Annotated in this window: 12 protein-coding genes; 9 read left to right on the top strand and 3 right to left on the bottom strand. The window is 68.2% G+C overall.

What is annotated here, in order from left to right:
- Nucleotides 1-86: 86 nt before the first annotated feature.
- The 7 genes from Apa02nite_RS10125 to Apa02nite_RS10095 all read left to right on the top strand — a co-directional run bounded on the left by Apa02nite_RS10125 (nt 87) and on the right by Apa02nite_RS10095 (nt 11,788).
- A complete protein-coding gene (locus Apa02nite_RS10125; RefSeq protein WP_203824805.1) occupies nt 87-6,020 on the top strand; it encodes a non-ribosomal peptide synthetase in 5,934 nt (1,977 codons plus the stop codon).
- Nucleotides 6,017-6,223, top strand: a complete 207-nt coding sequence (locus Apa02nite_RS10120; protein WP_067699533.1) for an MbtH family protein — start codon at nt 6,017-6,019, stop codon at nt 6,221-6,223. The genes Apa02nite_RS10125 and Apa02nite_RS10120 overlap by 4 nt, the downstream gene beginning before the upstream one ends.
- Nucleotides 6,181-6,939, top strand: coding sequence for a sulfotransferase-like domain-containing protein (locus tag Apa02nite_RS10115; RefSeq protein ID WP_203824804.1), 759 nt, complete (start codon nt 6,181-6,183; stop codon nt 6,937-6,939). Before Apa02nite_RS10120 ends, Apa02nite_RS10115 begins: the two co-directional genes overlap by 43 nt.
- On the top strand, nt 6,929-8,665 hold the full coding sequence (locus Apa02nite_RS10110; RefSeq protein ID WP_239164225.1) for an ABC transporter ATP-binding protein: 1,737 nt from the start codon (nt 6,929-6,931) through the stop codon (nt 8,663-8,665). The genes Apa02nite_RS10115 and Apa02nite_RS10110 overlap by 11 nt, the downstream gene beginning before the upstream one ends.
- 315 nt (nt 8,666-8,980) lie before the next feature.
- Entirely contained in the window at nt 8,981-10,135 is a 1,155-nt protein-coding gene (locus Apa02nite_RS50920; protein WP_239164224.1) for a recombinase family protein, read from the top strand.
- Nucleotides 10,136-10,178: 43 nt separating this feature from the next.
- Nucleotides 10,179-10,715 (top strand): hypothetical protein, encoded by a 537-nt coding sequence (locus Apa02nite_RS10100; protein WP_203824803.1) that lies wholly within the window; start codon nt 10,179-10,181, stop codon nt 10,713-10,715.
- A gap of 23 nt (nt 10,716-10,738) precedes the next feature.
- Complete coding sequence (locus Apa02nite_RS10095) at nt 10,739-11,788, top strand: tyrosine-type recombinase/integrase (RefSeq protein WP_239164223.1); 1,050 nt, start codon at nt 10,739-10,741, stop codon at nt 11,786-11,788.
- Nucleotides 11,789-12,034: 246 nt separating this feature from the next.
- On the opposite strand, the gene Apa02nite_RS10090 is transcribed toward Apa02nite_RS10095, so the two are convergent.
- Nucleotides 12,035-12,586, bottom strand: a complete 552-nt coding sequence (locus Apa02nite_RS10090; RefSeq protein WP_203824802.1) for a fascin domain-containing protein — start codon at nt 12,584-12,586, stop codon at nt 12,035-12,037.
- Between the two features lie 656 nt (nt 12,587-13,242).
- On the opposite strand from Apa02nite_RS10090, the gene Apa02nite_RS10085 reads away from it, so the two are divergent.
- Nucleotides 13,243-13,782 (top strand): DUF3455 domain-containing protein, encoded by a 540-nt coding sequence (locus tag Apa02nite_RS10085; protein ID WP_239164222.1) that lies wholly within the window; start codon nt 13,243-13,245, stop codon nt 13,780-13,782.
- Between the two features lie 145 nt (nt 13,783-13,927).
- Here Apa02nite_RS10085 and Apa02nite_RS10080 read toward each other — a convergent pair whose 3' ends face one another.
- Nucleotides 13,928-14,632, bottom strand: coding sequence for a hypothetical protein (locus Apa02nite_RS10080; protein WP_203824800.1), 705 nt, complete (start codon nt 14,630-14,632; stop codon nt 13,928-13,930).
- A 65-nt stretch (nt 14,633-14,697) separates the two neighbouring features.
- A complete protein-coding gene (locus Apa02nite_RS10075; RefSeq protein ID WP_203824799.1) occupies nt 14,698-15,933 on the bottom strand; it encodes an MFS transporter in 1,236 nt (411 codons plus the stop codon).
- Nucleotides 15,934-16,152: 219 nt separating this feature from the next.
- Between Apa02nite_RS10075 and Apa02nite_RS10070 the strand changes: the two genes are divergently transcribed.
- Nucleotides 16,153-16,674: a sigma-70 family RNA polymerase sigma factor gene (locus Apa02nite_RS10070; protein WP_203824798.1), complete on the top strand. Its 522-nt coding sequence runs from the start codon at nt 16,153-16,155 to the stop codon at nt 16,672-16,674.
- Nucleotides 16,675-17,143: the final 469 nt, after the last annotated feature.

The following is a 17,143-nucleotide window of genomic DNA, read 5'->3' as shown; positions in this document are numbered from 1 at the left end:
CACAGTGGCGGTCGGTTCGCGACCTTGAAGATCGTCGTACTTGTCAACGGCGCCGGGGTCCCGGGCGCCCATCCGAGGAGGCCGTTGTGAGCGATCCGTGGACGTTGCCGGAGATGTTCGCCGCGCAGGTGGAGCGCGGCGCCGATGAGACCGCCGTGGTGTGTGACGACGCGACGGTCTCGTTCGCGGAGCTGGACGAGCGATCCAACCGATTAGCCCGGCTGCTGATCGACCAGGGGGTCGGCCCCGAGGTAGTGGTGGCGCTGCGGATGCCCCGCGGAGTCGAGTTCGTGGTGGCCGCCCTCGCGGTGTCGAAGGCCGGCGGGGCGTACGTGCCGGTGGACGTGGCCTACCCGGCCGTGCGGGCAGAGTTCATGATGGCCGACGCGCGGGCCCGATGCGTGGTCACGACCGCCGGCGCGCGCCTGGAAGCGTCTTCCGCGATCACCGAGGTGGTGCTCGACGACCCGAAGACCGCGGGCGAGCTTTCCGGGTTGGACGGTGGCGCCGTGACGGACGCCGACCGGCACGAGGCGCTGCTGCCGGACCACGCCGCCTACCTGATTTACACGTCAGGGTCGACGGGCGTACCGAAAGGCGTCGTAGTGACCCATGCGAGTGCTCGGAACCTGGTGCGGTCGCAGACGGAGATCTTCGGGCTGGGGCCGGGCTGCCGGCGGCTGCAGTTCGCGTCGGTCAGTTTCGACGCTTCGGTGTCCGAGGTGTGGACGACGCTGTTGTCCGGTGCGGCCCTGGTGGTGACGGACCGGTCCCGGCTGGTGCCCGGCCCGGAACTGGTGGAGCTGGTACGCAGCCGTGGGGTCACCCACGTGACGCTGCCGCCGTCGCTGCTGTCCGTGGTGGAGGATGCCGGGGGACTGCCGGAGTCGGTGACGCTGATCGTGGCGGGGGAGGCGTGCCCGCCGGCGGTGGCGGCTCGCTGGTGTCGCCAACGGCGCATGTTCAACGCGTACGGGCCGACCGAGGGCACCGTGGCGGCGACCGTGAGTGACCCGCTGGCCGGTGACGGGGTGCCGCCGATCGGGCGGCCGTTGCCCAACGTGCGGGCGTACGTGCTGGACGACCTGCTGCGGGAACAGACAACTGGTGAGCTGTACCTGGCGGGGGCCGGGGTGGCCCGTGGGTATGCCGGGCAGACCGGGCTGACCGCCCATCGTTTCGTCGCGGACCCGTTCGGGGCGCCCGGTGAGCGGATGTACCGCACCGGTGACGTGGTGATGCGGCGGCCCGACGGGCAGCTGGAGTACCGGGGCCGCGCCGACGACCAGGTCAAGATCCGGGGTGTCCGGGTGGAACCGGGTGAGATCGAGTCGGCGCTGATGAGCCTGCCGGGAGTGGACCAGGCGGTGGTCGTGCCGCACGGCGACGGCGCGGACCGCAGGCTGGTCGCCTACGTGGTGACCGACGACGGCGGTCCGGAACCGGCCGCACTGCGCCGGGATCTGGCCGGGCTGGTGCCGGAGCATCTGGTGCCGTCGGTGCTGGTGAAACTCGACGTGCTGCCGGTGACGGTGAACGGCAAGGTCGACCGGAAGGCGCTGCCGGATCCGGGGGCCGAGTCGGGGCAGCGCGACTACGTCGCTCCGGTCGGCGCGGTGGAGCAGAGCCTGGCCCGGTTGTGGGAGGAGATCCTCGGGGTGACCCGGGTCGGCCGTACCGACGAGTTCTACCGGCTCGGCGGTCATTCGCTGCTGGCGACGCAGCTGGTGAACCGGGTCCGGTCGGTGATGAACGTGGAGTTGCCGGTCCGGGACCTGTTCGAGACGTCGACGCTGGCTGACCTGGCCCGGCGGGTGTCGGTGTTGAAGACCGGTGTCCGGCCGGTGCTGCGGCGTCAGGTGCGTTCGGAACGGGTGCCGCTGTCGTACCCGCAGCAGCGGATGTGGTTGACCGCGCAGTTGCGTGGTGGCGACGGGGCGTATCACATCCCGGTGGTGGTCCGGCTTGCCGACGGCCTGGACGAGGCTGCTCTGCGGGCTGCGGTGACCGATGTGGTCCGGCGGCACGAGCCGTTGCGTACCCGGTTCCCGGTGCTGGACGGGCAGCCGTACCAGCAGGTGGTGCCGATGGCCGAGCTGGGCGAGCTGCTGGTTCGCGAGTCGATCGCGGAGACCGGCTGGCAGGACACCGTCACGCGCATGGTCCGCGAGAGCTTCGACCTGACGGCGCGGATCCCGCTGCGGGTGCGACTGCTGGAGGTCGGGCCGGAGGACTTCGTCCTGGTTCTGGTCGTGCACCACGTCGCCGCTGACGGTGGGTCGATGAAACCGCTGATGCGTGACCTGTCCGAGGCGTACGAGCAACGCCGGGCCGGGCATCCGCCGCGGTGGACCGAGCTGCCGGTGCAGTACGCCGACTTCGCGGTCTGGCAGCGTGACCTGGTTCGGCTGGCGCGGCCGCAGATCGCGTACTGGCAGGAGCTGCTCGGCGGTGTTCCCGACGAGATCGCGCTGCCCGTCGACCGGGGCAGGCCTGCCGAACCGACGTATCGCGGCCGGCCGGTGCCGGTGTCGCTGCCCGCTGAGACGCACGAGCGGGTAGCCGAGGTGGCGCGGCGGCACGGTGCCACCACTTTCATGGTGTTGCAGTCGGCGGTGGCCGCGGTGCTGTTCCGTCTCGGTGCCGGTACCGACATCCCGCTCGGGTGGCCGGTGTCCGGCCGGGTCGACGAGGCCCTGGAGGATCTGGTCGGTTTCTTCGTCAACACCCTGGTGCTGCGGGCCGACCTGTCCGGGGATCCGTCGTTCGACCAGCTCATCGACCGGGTACGGGAGCAGGATCTGCTGGCGTTCGGCAACCAGGACGTGCCCTTCGAGAGTGTCGTCGAGGAGCTGAACCCGCCCCGTGTACCGGGCCGGCATCCGCTGTTCCAGGTGATGGTCGCCTCGCAGGTCGGCAAGTCGGCGCGATTCGGTCTGGACGGGGTGCGTTCGGAGCGGGTCGGTGTGGGATCCGGGTCGGCGAAGTTCGACCTGAGCATCCAGTTCGTCGAGTTCCTCGATGAGGCCGGTCGGCCGGTCGGTATCGGCGGTGAGGTGATGTACGCCGGTGACCTGTTCGACCACGACACCGCCGAGCGGATGGTCGCCATGCTCGGCCGGCTGCTGACCGAGGCGGTGGCGCGACCCGGCGTACCGATCAGTGTCCTGCCGTTGATGAGCGGGCCGGAACGGCTCGCCGTCGAGGCGATGAGCGCCGGAGAGGTCCGCGACCGGGGCGACCGGCGCTGGCCGCACGAGCTGATCCGGGAACAGGCCCGCCGGAAACCGTACGCGACAGCGGTACGTTTCGAGGGCGCCGGCCTGTCGTACCGGGAACTGAACCGCCGCGCCAACCGGCTGGCGCATCGCCTGATCGCGCTCGGCGTGGGCCGTGACGTGCTGGTCGGCGTGAGCGTGGAACGGAGTTTCGACCTGGTCGTGGCGGTCCTCGCGATCGGTAAGTCGGGTGGTGCGTTCGTCCCGCTCGACCCGGACCTGCCGCCCGCCCGTCTGGCCTCGATGATCGCCGACACCGGCGTCCAGGTCGTCGTGACACACGCTGCCACCCGGGACCGGCTGTCCGGTCACGACCACCTGCTGCTCGACGTCGGCGATGCCGCGAACGAGCCGGTGTACGACCCCGGTGTGGCGGTGGACGGCGAGGACGCGATGTACGCGATCTACACCTCCGGGTCGACGGGCACCCCGAAGGGCGTGGTGAACGTCCACGCGGCGGTCAGCAACCGGATCGCCTGGATGGACGACAGGTTCACCCTCGGCGCCGAGGGCCGGGTGCTGCAGAAGTCGCCTGTCACCTTCGACACCTCGGTGTGGGAGCTGCTCTGGGCGCTGACCAACGGGGCGACCCTGGTGATGGCCCGGCCCGACGGGCACCGCGACCCCCGCTACCTGGTCGACCTCATCCAGCGCGAACAGGTCACCTTCGTCGACTTCGTCCCGTCGATGCTGGAGATGTTCCTGCGCGAACCCGGCGCCGTCGGCTGCACCAGCCTGCGCCACATCATCGCCGGTGGCGAGACCCTGACCCACAGCCTGCGCCGCCGCTTCGCCGAGGCGCTGCCCGAGACGCTGATCCACAACCTGTACGGGCCGACCGAGGCTGCCATCGGGGTGACCAGCTGGCTGTGCGGTGACGACGACGAGGGCCGCAGCGCGCCGATCGGCGTCCCGATCGCCAACGCACGGGTCTACGTGCTCGGCCCGGACCTGGACCATGTGCCGCTCGGCATGCCCGGCGAGATCTACATCGCCGGGCGCCCGCTGGCCCGCGGCTACCTGAACCGACCGGCCCTGACCGCGCAGCGGTTCGTCGCCGACCCGTTCACGCCAGGCGAGCGGATGTACCGCACCGGTGACCGGGCCCGCCGCCGGTCCGACGGCGCGATCGAGTTCCTCGGCCGCGACGACGAACAGGTCAAGATCCGCGGCGTACGGGTCGAACTGGGCGAGGTGGAGGCCGCGCTGCTCGGACTGCACGGTGTCGAGCAGGCGGTCGCGATGGTGCACGGCGACGGTGTGGACAAACGCCTCGTCGCGTACGTCACCGGCTTCGACCCCGACCCGGTCCGGCTGCGGCGGCAGATGCCCGCGGTCGTGCCCGCACACCTGGTGCCGTCGGCGTTTGTGGCCATGGAGGCCTTCCCGGTCACCGTCAACGGCAAGGTCGACCGCCGCCGGCTGCCCGACCCCGGCACGGCCGACCGCGAACGGGCCCACGTGCCGCCGGCCGGCCCGGTCGAGGAGTCCCTGGCCGAGGTGTGGCGCAGCCTGCTCGGCGTCGACCGGGTGGGCCGTGACGACAACTTCTTCGCACTCGGCGGCCACTCGCTGCTGGCGATGCAGATGGTCAACGAGGTCCGGACGCTGATGCGGGTGGAACTGCCCTTCCGGTACGTCTTCGAGAGCCTGACACTCGCCGATCTGGCCGACCGTGTCGGCGAGCTGCCCCCGTTGCCGGACGCGTCTCCGGAACGGACCTCGGCCGAGGACCGGATGCGTGCCCTGGTCGCGCAGGCCCTGGGCGTCGACTCGGTGGCCGCCGAGGACAACCTCTTCGACCTCGGCGGCGGCCGGGAGACCGTTGAGGCGCTCACCAGGGCGATCGAGGTCGAGTTCGGGGTGGCCGTCAACCCGCTGGTGGTCTCCGCGGTGCCGACCGCGAAGGACCTGGCGACGTGGCTCGCCGACGAGCCCGAGGAGGCGACCCTCGACGTGGTGGTGCCGCTGCGCACCGGGTCGAGCCCTGTCTCGCTGTTCTGCGTCCACCCGCTGGGCGGACTCAGCTGGCTCTACTATCCGCTGGTCAACGCCATTCCGAAGACCTTCGGCGTGTACGGGGTTCAAGCCCGCGGACTGGACCCGGGTGAGGAACTGCCCGCGACCATGGCCGCGCTGGCCGCCGACTACGTCCAGCAGATCCGCCTCGTCCAGCCGGAGGGGCCCTACCACCTGCTCGGCCTGAGCACCGGCGGGGAGATCGCCCACGAGATGGGTGTGCAGCTGCAGCGTGCCGGTCACGAGGTGGCCCTGGTCGCGATGCTCGACGCCCGTCCGACGCCGCATCGCCCGGTGACCCTGGTCGAGCGGCTGAACGCCCTCGCACACCACTTCGACCTCAACCTTCCCGCTTCTGAGCGCCCGCACCTGACCGGCGACATCCTGTACGAGCACCTGCGTGAGCGGCAGGGGCCCTATTCGTTCCTGATGCGGCAGAAGGGCCGGGCCACCGTCGACTTCTACGAGAACCTGATCAAGATCGCCGACAGTCACCGGTTCTCGGTCTTCCAGGGCGACATCCTGTTCGTCGAGGCGGTCGCGGCCCGGCCGCAGGAGCACCACTTCGCACCGATGTGGCTCCCGTACGTCTCCGGCGCGGTCGACGTGATGGCCCTCGACTACAAGCACCGGCAGCTCGCTCGGGCCGAGGTGCTGCAGATCATCGGCGCGCGGGTGTCCGAGCACCTGCGCCTCACTCCTACCGAAGGGCCGACGGCATGACCAATCCGTTCGAACGTACCGACATCGAGTTCTTCGTGCTCGTCAACGATGAGGGACAGCACTCGCTGTGGCCGGAGGTGATCGACGTACCGGCTGGCTGGCGCAAGGTCTTCGGGCCGCAGAGCCGCGACGAGTGCCTGGCCTACGTCGAGGAGTCCTGGTGGGACATCCGCCCGGCGAGCCTGATCGGGCGGACGGCGTGACGGGCCCGGACCTGCTGTTCCTCTGGGGTACCCCGCGGTCGATGTCGACGGCGTTCCTGCGGATGATGCTGGAACGCGGTGACCACGAGGTCTTCCACGAACCGTTCTCCAGCATCGTCGTGCAGGGCCGGATCGAGGTCGGCGACCACACCGTGACCAGCCACGACGAGCTGCTGAAACATCTCGAGGACCGGGCCATGGACCATCCGGTGTTCGTCAAGGAGACCACCGAGTACGACTATCTCGGCAACGGCGGGGAGCGGATCCCGCAGGTGGGGCGGCACACCTTCATCATCCGTGATCCGCGGCGGGTCATCCCGTCGCACTACGCGATGAACGCGGACATGGTCTGCGAGGAGATCGGTTACGGACATCAGGTGGAGATGGCGCGGCGGGTCCGGGAGGTGACCGGGGAACAGCCGTACGTGGTGGAGGCCGAGGAGTTGCTGACCGACGCCGCGGGTGCGATCGAACGGTACTGCCGGGGCGCCGGTATCCCGTTCCTGGCGTCGTCGCTGTCCTGGCAGGCCGGCGATCAGGAGGTCTGGAGCCGTACCTCGCAGTGGCACCGGGACGCGGCCGGCAGCACCGGCTTCACCCGTTCCGAGCGTGCCTACCGGTCCACCACCGAGAACGACAGGTTCCTGTACGACTGCTACTGGCATCATCGGCCGGACTACAACGTACTGCGCAAGTGGGCCCGCAGTGTCGTCTAGCTCCACCGACGTCTCGCCGCGCCGTATCGCGCTGCTGTTCAAACCGCACTGGCGGCGGCTGAGTGCGGTCATGGCCATCATCGTCGCGTCGTCGCTGACGAACATGGCCACCCCGTTCCTGGTACGGGAGATCATCGACCGTGCGTTGCCCACCGGGAACGTGCGGTTGCTCGGCTGGCTGGTCGGCGGCCTGATCATGGTCGCCGTCCTGACGGCGGTGTTCGGCATCACCCAGACCTGGATCGCCACCGGGACCGGCCAGCGGGTCATGCACACGCTGCGGGTGGACGTCTTCACCCACCTGCACCGCCAGTCGGTGGCGTTCTTCACCCGCACCCGGGCCGGTGAGATCCAGTCGCGCATCACCAACGACATCGGCGGCATGCAGGCGGTGGTCACCTCGACAGCCACCTCGATCGCGTCGAACGTGACCACCGCTGTCGCCACGTCGATCGCGATGCTCGCCCTGAACTGGCAGCTGTTCCTGGTGTCGATGCTGGCGCTGCCGCCCGCGCTGCTGCTGGCCCGCCGGATGGCCCGGCTGCGCAAGGAGATCACCGGCAAACGCCAGCGGGAACTCGCCGACCTCAACGTGATCGTCGAGGAGAGCCTGTCGATCAGCGGCGTGCAGCTCAGCAAGATCATGGGAACCGGCCCGGCCCTGATCGAACGCTTCGCCGGGTCGTCGTCTCGTCTCGTCGAGCTACAACTGCGTTCGCAGCTCGCCGGGCGCTGGCGGGGCGCCACGATGAACATCATGTTCGCTACCATTCCGGCGCTCATCTACCTGAGCGCGGGGATCGTGCCGAGTGCCGCCGACCTGACCATCGGCACGGTGGTGGCCTTCACCGCCCTGCAGGGCCGGCTGTTCCAGCCGATGACCAGCCTGCTCGACGTCGGCGTCACCTGGAGCAGTTCGACAGCGCTGTTCGCGCGGATCTTCGAATACCTGGACCTGCCGGTCGAGGTCGACGACCCGATCCTGCCGGTCAGCCTGCCCCTGCCGGTGCGCGGCCACCTGCGGTTCGAGCACGTCGGTTTCACCTATCCGGACAACGAGAAGCCCGCGATCAGTGACATCACCCTGGACGTGCCGCCCGGTTCGTCGCTGGCCCTGGTCGGCGAGACCGGTTCGGGGAAGAGCACGGTGGCCGCGTTGATCATGCGGCTCTACGACCCGACCGCGGGCCGGATCACCGTCGACGGGTTCGACCTGCGGGCGCTGCGGCTCAACGAGCTGGTCGGGGTGATCAGCATGGTCGGGCAGGAGACGTACCTGCTGCACGCCTCGGTCCGGGAGAATCTGCGGTACGCGCGGCCGGACGCCACCGACGAGCAGGTGGAGTGGGCCGCCCGGACGGCACAGGTACACGACGTGATCATGGCGCTGCCGAAGGGCTACGACACGATGGTGGGCTCGCGTGGTCACCGGTTCTCCGGCGGGGAGAAACAGCGGATCGCGATCGCCCGGACACTGCTGCGCGACCCGCCGATCCTGGTGCTGGACGAGGCGACCAGCGCGCTGGACAACTCGACGGAGCGGGCGGTGCAGACCGCCTTGGACGCCCTCGCTCGCGGCCGTACCACTGTCACCATCGCCCACAGGCTGTCCACGATCCGCAACGCCCACCAGATCGTCGTCATGGGCGACGGCCGGATCCTGGAGGTCGGCACCCACGACCGCCTGATGATGATCGGCGGCCACTACGCCACGCTGACGTCCTGAGAAGCCGGGCTCGGCCGCAGGCCGATGGCCGCCGCCCGGAGGCGGGAGAGGTGGTCGAGCATCGTCTCAGGGTCGAGGGGGCTCGCGTAGTTCGTTGATGGCGAACGGGTCCGGTTCAACCCGGCAGACCGGGCCTGGCTAGCCGCTCTGCTGCACCCGCTACCCCGAACGGCGCTGCACCAGCTGCGGCTGCTCGTACGCCCGGACACGGTGTTGCGCCGGCACCGTGATCTGATCGCCCGCAGGCATGCCGGGAGTTCCCGGCCCCGCCGGGTCGGGCGGCCACGAACGATCCGGTCGATCCGTGCGCTGGTATTGCGCCTGGCGTCGGAGAACAGCGGCTGGGGCTACCGGCGTATCCACGGCGAACTACTCGTTCTCGGGGTAGAAGTCGCCGCGTCCACGGTCTGGGACATCCTCAACGACGCCATCATCGCGGAACGGCTCACCGCGGCGAAGATCCCCTGCCCGTCCGCGCAGGACCGGGCGCGTAACCGCCACCGCAGCGGGGTGGCGTGGACCGCGGTGGCAGTGCGCACCATCCTGATGAATCCGCGGTACACCGGTTATCAGGTGTGGAACAAGCAGCGCACCGACGAGGTGCTGCTCGATGTCAACGACGTCGCACTCGGGCACACCAACCTGGCGCGCTGGAACCCGGCCGAGAAGTGGATCATGTCGAAGGCGCCGAGCCATGAGGCGATCGTCGACAAGGAGGTTTTCGAGCAGGTGCAGGAGGTGATGCGGCATCGGGCCCGCTATGGGGCGCCGCACCGGCAGCACCGCACCCGGCATCCGTACGTTTTCCGGGGCTGTCTGTTCTGCGGAGTGTGTGAACGCCGGATGCAGAGCCAGATCAACCACGGCGCGCCGTACTACCGCTGCCGGTACCCGGCGGAGTACGCGGCCGCGAACCGGATCGAGCATCCCGGCAACGTGTACCTGCGTGAGGACGCGCTTGTCGGCCCGGTCGACGACTGGCTCGCCTCCGCGTTCTCGCCGACGAACATCGAGCACACCATCACCGTGATGACCGACGCCCAGCCGGCTGACCTGACCGCGAAGCAGAAGGGTGAGGCGCAGCGGGCGATCGTGGTATGTGACGGCAAACTCAAGCAGTATCGGGCCGCCCTCGATGCCGGAGCCGACCCGGCCGTCGTCACCGGCTGGATCGCCGAGACAAGGGCCGAACGGGCCCGGCTGCAACGGCAGATCATCAAGACACCGACCGGGCAACCGCGGATGACTGCGGAAGAGATCCGGGAGCTCGTCACCGCGGTCGGCGACATCAAGGCGGTGATCCGCGCCGCTCAACCGGAGGACAAGGCCGAGATCTACCGGCAGCTCAACCTGAAACTGGTCTACGAGCCGGAAATGAAAACGGTGTGCGCCTCAGTCGATCTTGGCGCACACCGTGGGGAAAACGTTTGTGTCCGGAGGGGGACTCTCACCCCCATATGGCGTATCTGACACACTATGCACCTTTTGGTAACAGAGTCGCACTAGAGCACGCGTGCACAGCATCCGTGCGTTGCTCGGCGGCCCGGCGTTTTGGCTGGTGGTGGGCGTGGTGAGGTCGGTTCCGCTGCCGCCGCTGGTTCCTCGGCTGACCATGCCGGACCGGCAAGGTCAGCGCCGGGAGGCCGGCCGAGGCCCGCTGCTGCGCAAGCCGTTGCCGTTGCCGACGGTTGCGGAGCTGCCGCGCCGCGATGTCGTCTTCGGCCTGTCGTCGATGGATCGCACCGGCCGGATCGTCGACAAGCCCATCATGGCAAGTCTCGGCTGGAAGCCCGGGCTTCAGGTCGGCTTCGCCATCCGGGAAGGCGTGATCGTGATCGCACCCGGCGCCGGGCAGCGGCTGCGCGCCATCGACCGGCTCGGGCACCTGAACGTTCCGGCACGGGTACGTCAGGCCTGCCGGATCGATAATCCGGAACGGGTCTTGCTGGCGGCCTTCCCGCGCCGGCAGTTGTTGCTGGTGCATCCGGCCGCCCTGGTCGGGCATCTCACCGCACTGTTGCACGCCGCTATGCTGGGCGGTGGTGCGTGAGCGGGGCCGGTAAGCCTGAGGTGATGCAGGCGGCCATGATGCTGCTGCGGCAGATGGGGATCACTCCTGAGGATCTGCTGAACACGACCGCATCCGGGGTGCCGGTGCCGACGTTCGCGCAGTACGTGCCGATCGTCGCCGCGGCCGTCGGCCCGGGATCGCAGCGCATGTACAGCACCTATTGGGCCAAGGCTGTCGACCGGTGGGCGGACCGGCGCATCGACTCGGTGATCCCGTCCGAGATCGAGGCCGCGATGCGCGAGATCCAGGCCACCGCCCTACGCCGGCGCAACAACCGGGGTGGCAGGAGCGCGGCGGAGCATTTCATCTCGGCGATGCGCTGCTTCTACAAACGGGCGGTCGCTGACGGGCACATCGCCGAGGGCGCTAATCCGGCCCGGAAAGTGCCGAAACCGGCCCGGCTCACCTCGACCCGGTCCGCGCTGGCCGACGACCGTCTCGCGGAGCTGACCGCGGCGGCCGGTTCGTCGGGCAATGATCCGGAGCTCGACTCGCTGATCCTGCGTTTCCACATCGAGACGGCCTGCCGTCGCGGTGGCCTGCTCGGACTACGCCCGATGGACCTGGATGTCGAGCAGTGCCTGGTGTTGTTGCGGGAGAAGGGGGAGACGTTCCGGTGGCAGCCGGTGTCACCGACGTTGATGGCGTTCCTGCAGCAGCACTGCCGTGAGCGCGGCTCCCCGGCCGACGAGGTGCTGTTGCGGTATCGCAGCGGTAAGCCGGTCGGCCGGCGCAGCTACGACTACCTGTTCACTCGCGTCGGCGAGCTGTTGCCGTGGGTCCGGGTGCAGATGATCTCCGCGCACTGGCTCCGGCATACGACCCTTACCTGGGTCGAACGCGTCTACGGCTACGCCGTTGCGCTCGCCTACGCCGGTCACGCCGAAACCCCGAACGACGCCGGGACCACGGCCCGTTACGTGAAGGCGACCTTGCAGGAGATCGCGACGGCCCTGTCCGGGCTTACCGGAGAGCCGCACCCGTTGGCGTTGCCAGGAAACCTGCCGGTGCTCGATTCTGCTGGCGATGTTCTGATCGGCGAGTACGACTAACCACGAACGAGGGCTGGCGGCGGTGAGGGCTGGCCTTCGCGGGTTAGTCCGAATTGTGTGCCGATGACGGCCAGGGTGGTAAGAGCGGAGTGACGGGAGACTGTCACGCTCCGTTTCGGGGGAGCCCGGAGCCAAACCCTCCGGGCGACCCGACCCTGGCAATTACCCGGAAGCCTCAATGCCATGACGAACTGGGAACGGGCTGTGTCGACGACACTGCCGTCAGCACAGCCCGTTTTCAGGCTATTACGGTTTCCCGTAATAATAATGGAACATCTCCCAGTCGGCGATGCTGATTCCGCGAGCGCGCAGCATGCCGTAATTGCTGCCGGTGTTCTGAATCTCGGCACTGACGTAATATCCAGTGGCCTTCGACTTGTAAGCACACCAATCATCGGCGCCAGGAGCGTTGCATTCTTCGTAGAATGTCTCCCAGTCCCCGATCGACGTTGCTCGCGCTCGTAGCATCCCCATGTTCGTGCCGACGTAGTCGCGCTCCGCGCTGACATATTTGCCGTTGGCGGTGGAATGGAAAGCGACCTTGTTGCCGCCCAGGCGGCACATCTCGAGCTGTTCCCATTCACCCTTGCCGTCGAACGAACGCGCGCGGAGCATTCCATAGCTGGAGCCCGTGTAATCCAGCTCGACACTGACGTAATATTTGTCGTGGGCCTTCGACCTCAGCTGCCCGTAGAAACAGGCCAGTCCTGCGTTCGCGGCCGCAGCCGGTGCGACCCCGAACGCGGCCAGAATGAGAACGAGAAAGATAGCTCCTCGGTGCAGTACACCATTTCCCATTGTGCGACCCTGCATCAGGCACCCCTTCATGCGAAAATCGTTTCGGATGCCATGCCTGGCACCTTTCGAGCGGTGACGCTAGCGGGGCGCAATGGTTTAGCTCTGACTTTTTTCTGGATTCGATCCGGAACTGGTGCCGGAGCGGTAACCAGAGTCATTGCGTTGTCGTGTAACTGCTGGTCACGGCGGTGATGAGACCGTGTGAGCGGCGGTTGGCGTGGTGGGTGGCGCGTGCGATGGTGGTCGCGCCGGTGGTGCGGTGCCAGCCGATCGCGGTGTTACACAGGGTCGCGATGACGGCGGTCCAGTGCCGGTGCGGGCTTGCTGGAAATCTTCTCGGAACTTCACGTCGCGGACGTGGCGGAGGCGGTTCTGGATGTGCCGGTGCCCGCGGACCGAGGTCTGCAGGTCCGCGGGCCACGGCTTGCCCGGCGGGCAGTGACACGAGTGGTCTGCTGCCGATCATCCTCGAGATCCTTGTGCGGTGCCGTGAGCCGCCTCGCGTCCACGGTGGAAGAAAGTCCGGATGGCCGTGAACAGCGATGGCACTTCGCCCGTTAATCGGGTCGGCGGGCGACGTGCCCACCCGAGTGCGTAGGGAGAAATAGATGCGTAGGACGACTCGGTCGCGCGTGCGTGCCGTGTGGGTGGCGGGCATGGTTGCCGTGGTGGCTGGTCTGGGATCGGTCACCTACTATGCCTCGGCCTCCGAGGTGTCTCCCGCCTCGGACGCGCGGGCCGTCCCGGTTCCGGCCATCGCGGACGTGATCAGGCCGCCTGCGGGTTCCCGGCAGATCGGTTCGTTCGTCGTGGCTTCCGGAACTCAGACCTACACCTGTGTCGTCGCGTCGGGCGCGACGACCGGCGCGTACACCGGCGCCTCGGTGCCCGAGGCCCGGCTGACCGGTAGGCCCGGCCGTATTCATCACTTCGCCGGCCCGAGTTGGCAGTCCGAGCGCGACGGTTCATTGGTGACTGCCACGAAGACCGCCGCCAATGCTCGCACGGGAACGATTCCTGAGCTGTTGCTGCAGGTGGCCACCCATTCCGGCTCGGGCATCCTGTCCCGTGCCGACTACATCAACCGGCTTGCCACCTCCGGAGGTGTGGCACCCACCAGTGCCTGCGCTGCGGGTGAGACTGTCAGCGTTCCGTACAAGGCGGTCTACGTCTTCTGGGACGCTCCGGCGGCCTGATCCGGCTTTCTGATGGAAAGGCCCGTCCAGTATGGACGGGCCTTTCCATTTTGTGGTCGCGGCCGCAACCGTGTGGCCCGCCTCGACGGGAAACCCCCGGATGTGCTGGATCAAGTCGCGCCAGAACTGGAGGCTTCGTCGCGGGTCAGCGGGCGACCGCGATGGTCTTGCCGTTGACGTCGAGAGCGGTGACGCCGGTGAGCGCGGTGTCGGGGGTGACCTGGGTGTTGTCGAACCAGAAGACGGTGACCGACGTGTTCGCGCTCCACGGCGCGGTACGTGCGGCGACCTTCTTGCTTCCGGCGATGCCGAAGATCGTCGCCGGCGTCCCGGCGAAGTAGCCGAAGGCGGGCGTCTTCCGGCCGCCTTCCAGTTCGCTCGCCGGTTCGAGGGCGTGGAAACCAGCGGCCAGCGGCGACCCGGTCGTCTCGGTGATGTCCACGGTCCTGGCGAGGATGCCGTTGTTCTGCAGTTCGCTGAGCCGGAACGCAAAGGCTGTGCTGCCGCCGGAGGCCGGCACACCGTAGATCACCCATTCGCTGACGGCGGTCGCGTCGAGACCGGTGTGGATGATCTCGCCGAGCCGCCCGTCCGCCGGCTTGGCGGCAGTGGTCTTGGTGGTCCGGCGGGGAGTGGCGGCAGTGGTCTTGGTCGCGGGGGCCGCGATCGGCGTCTGGACCGGTGCCTGGACCGGGGCCGGGCTGGCCGCCGCGGTCGATGCTTCCACTGACGGCGCCGCCGATTCTCCGGCATTCGGCGGAGCGCTGACATTCTGGTCGGGGTCGCAGCCGGCGATGGCGACGGTGGCGGCGATGGCGACGGTCAACAGAATGGTGCGAGCGACAGACATGATATTCCTTTCGGCCGGTCGAGTCTTTGCCGCGGCTGCCGGCAACAGGCACGCAAACGACGAAACTACTGATCGGTAATTGATGCCTTCTTTACCCGCGGTCCGCGGTGAAAGGATGAGGAACGGAGCGCGAGCAGCAGAACCGCGCCGGCGGCGGACGCGATTGTGGGAAGCCACATGGCCGGCCGGTACGCCGTGAGGGAGGCTGACAGGTCGCTGCCCGACAGCAGCCATGCGGTGACCGTCACGCCCACCGCGGCTCCGAGCAGTCGCACGGTGTTCAGCGTTGCGGTGCCCGTCGGGGCCGAAGCGAGCAGCGGCGCCTGGACGAGGCCGGCCGCCGCTCCCGAAGCCAGGAAGAGAACGAGGGACAGCCGGGACTGGTGGTCGCCCGGCACCGCGGTCAGGGCGGCGACCCAGCCGCCGGCGGTGATCAGCAGCCCCGCCACCGGCCACAGCACTCGCCCGCGTCGTCCGGTCAGTCGACCCGTGTTCATCGAGATCAGGGCGGTCGACAGGGCTGGAACCGTCAAGACCAGGCCGGCCCGCACAACGCCGTAGTGCCACAGCTCTTGAAGTAGCAACACCGCGACCAGCAACCAGGCGACGAAGGATACGGAGTGGACGAAGAGGCCGGCGGCAGCCGAGGTGAACTCCCGGTCGCGCAGCAGTGTCGCCGCCCTCGGAGTCCGGGTAGCCGTTCGCGGGATCTGGGGAAGGCACCAGAATCCGAGAGCGATCATGGCGGCGCCGATCGGCAGTTTGCTCAGGAGGATCCAGCGCCAGTCGGCAGCGGCCAGCAGGCCGCCGATCACCGGTCCGGTCGTCGTCGCGGCGGCGGTCACTGCCGCCCACAGGCTGATCACCAGAGCGCGGCGGCTCTTCGCGAACGACGGGAGCAGCAGGCCCAGCAGGGTGGGCGCGATCACGGCCGCACCGACCGCTTGCACGACACGACCGGCCACCAGCACCGGGATAGAGGGGGCGACGCCGCCGAGCGCCGAACCCGTGAGGAATACGGCCAAGCCCGCCAGCAGCATGGGGCGCAGGCCGAAGCGATCGGTCAGGCGGGCGCACGGCACCGTGAGTGCGGCGGACACCATCATGTAGGCGCCCAGGACGCAGGCAACCGCGGCCAGGCTCGCGCCGGTGAACTCGCCTGCGATCGAGGGAACGGCGACCGCGACCGCGAATAGTTCGAACTCGATCATGAAGGCGACCGTGCCGAGAACCCCCAAGATCCACCAGCGGCGCGGAAGGCCCGGTCTCTCCTCCAGCAGCGTCAGCTCCAGTGGCGTCATATTTACCAGCGTCGGCTCGGCTTCCGGTTCCCTACTCGATGTCATTCGATGAGAATCGCAGAGTGCCCTTTCTTTCGGGCCCGTCCGGACTTGACGAAAACTGGACGAATACTTGATTCAGCGTTCTTTGCCGGGTTTAGCAGAAAAAGGTCGTTCCGTTGGTGCAACCGGCCGGCGATTATCTTTCGTCTTTGTCCCGACGGAAGGGAGCCATGTCGGGTGGACCAGCATGACGAGGACGAGTTCCGCCAGTTCGCGGTGGCACGGCTGGACGACCTGCGGGGTTTGGCTTATCTGGCCTGCGGCGATTGGCAGAAGGCTGAGGATGCCGCGTCCACAGCGCTCACGAAGCTGTATGTGAATTGGAGAAAGGTGACCTCCCCGCACCGTTACGCGTGCCGGGTCGTCATAAGCAGCGTGATGGACGAGTCGCGCCGGCCGTGGCGGCGGGAGTGGGTGGCCAGCGCGGAAGCGCTGGACCGGCCCGAGGTGAACAGCGTGGACCGACACAGCGAGTCGCTGGACGTCGGCAACGCTCTTCGGCGGCTTCCCTCCGGGCAGCGTGCCGTGCTGGTGCTCCGCTTCTACGGCGAATTCAGCGTCGACGAGGTCGCCGGAATTCTCCACAAAAGTGCGGTAACCGTCGAAAGCCAAACCGCCCATGGCCTAGCCAACCTACGGAATCTGCTCACCGAGCAGGATGCCCTGCCCATTTTCCAGTTCGAAGAGAGAGAACGATGAACAGCATGCGTCAGTTGTTCGTGGACGCGGTGGGCGATCTGCCGCCGGCAACGGCCAGCATCGATGAGATCATGGAGCAGGGCCGGATCGAGCGCCGCCGTCTTACGGTCCGTCGGAGTCTCGCGATGACCCGGAGCCGTAGTGGCGGTCACCGGGGTGGCGGTCGCGGTGATTCCGAGGTTATCGACAGTGCCCTCGACACAGGGCACGGCCAATGGTGCGACTGCCCTGGCTGCCGGCCTGAGTGAGCCGAAGTACAAAGGCCGTCGACGTGCCGCTCTTCACGTGCACGATCGTCGCGGCCCCGGCCGGAGGGAACTTCCGGGCAAAGAATTTCACCGCGTTTGAGAACGGCCGGGCTGGAGCCGTTATCCAGGGTGAGCGTCTGGGACGAGGCTACGAGCCAGACACTCAGCCGGTCGCCGCTATCTCCTAATTCTCCCCAGGACTCGGAACGCGGCGACCGGCC

Origin of the sequence: Actinoplanes palleronii, assembly GCF_016862315.1 — a bacterium.
GTDB classification, from domain to species: domain Bacteria; phylum Actinomycetota; class Actinomycetes; order Mycobacteriales; family Micromonosporaceae; genus Actinoplanes; species Actinoplanes palleronii.
This window is presented reverse-complemented; position numbering and strand designations above follow the sequence as displayed.

What these genes read in the sequence shown, in the direction of transcription:
- Apa02nite_RS10120 (WP_067699533.1), top strand. Translation starts at nt 6,017, where the DNA reads ATGACCAATCCGTTCGAACGTACCGACATCGAGTTCTTCGTGCTCGTC.
- Apa02nite_RS10095 (WP_239164223.1), top strand. Translation starts at nt 10,739, where the DNA reads ATGCAGGCGGCCATGATGCTGCTGCGGCAGATGGGGATCACTCCTGAG.
- Apa02nite_RS10090 (WP_203824802.1), bottom strand. Translation starts at nt 12,586, where the DNA reads ATGGGAAATGGTGTACTGCACCGAGGAGCTATCTTTCTCGTTCTCATT.
- Apa02nite_RS10085 (WP_239164222.1), top strand. Translation starts at nt 13,243, where the DNA reads ATGGTTGCCGTGGTGGCTGGTCTGGGATCGGTCACCTACTATGCCTCG.
- Apa02nite_RS10080 (WP_203824800.1), bottom strand. Translation starts at nt 14,632, where the DNA reads ATGTCTGTCGCTCGCACCATTCTGTTGACCGTCGCCATCGCCGCCACC.
- Apa02nite_RS10075 (WP_203824799.1), bottom strand. Translation starts at nt 15,933, where the DNA reads ATGACGCCACTGGAGCTGACGCTGCTGGAGGAGAGACCGGGCCTTCCG.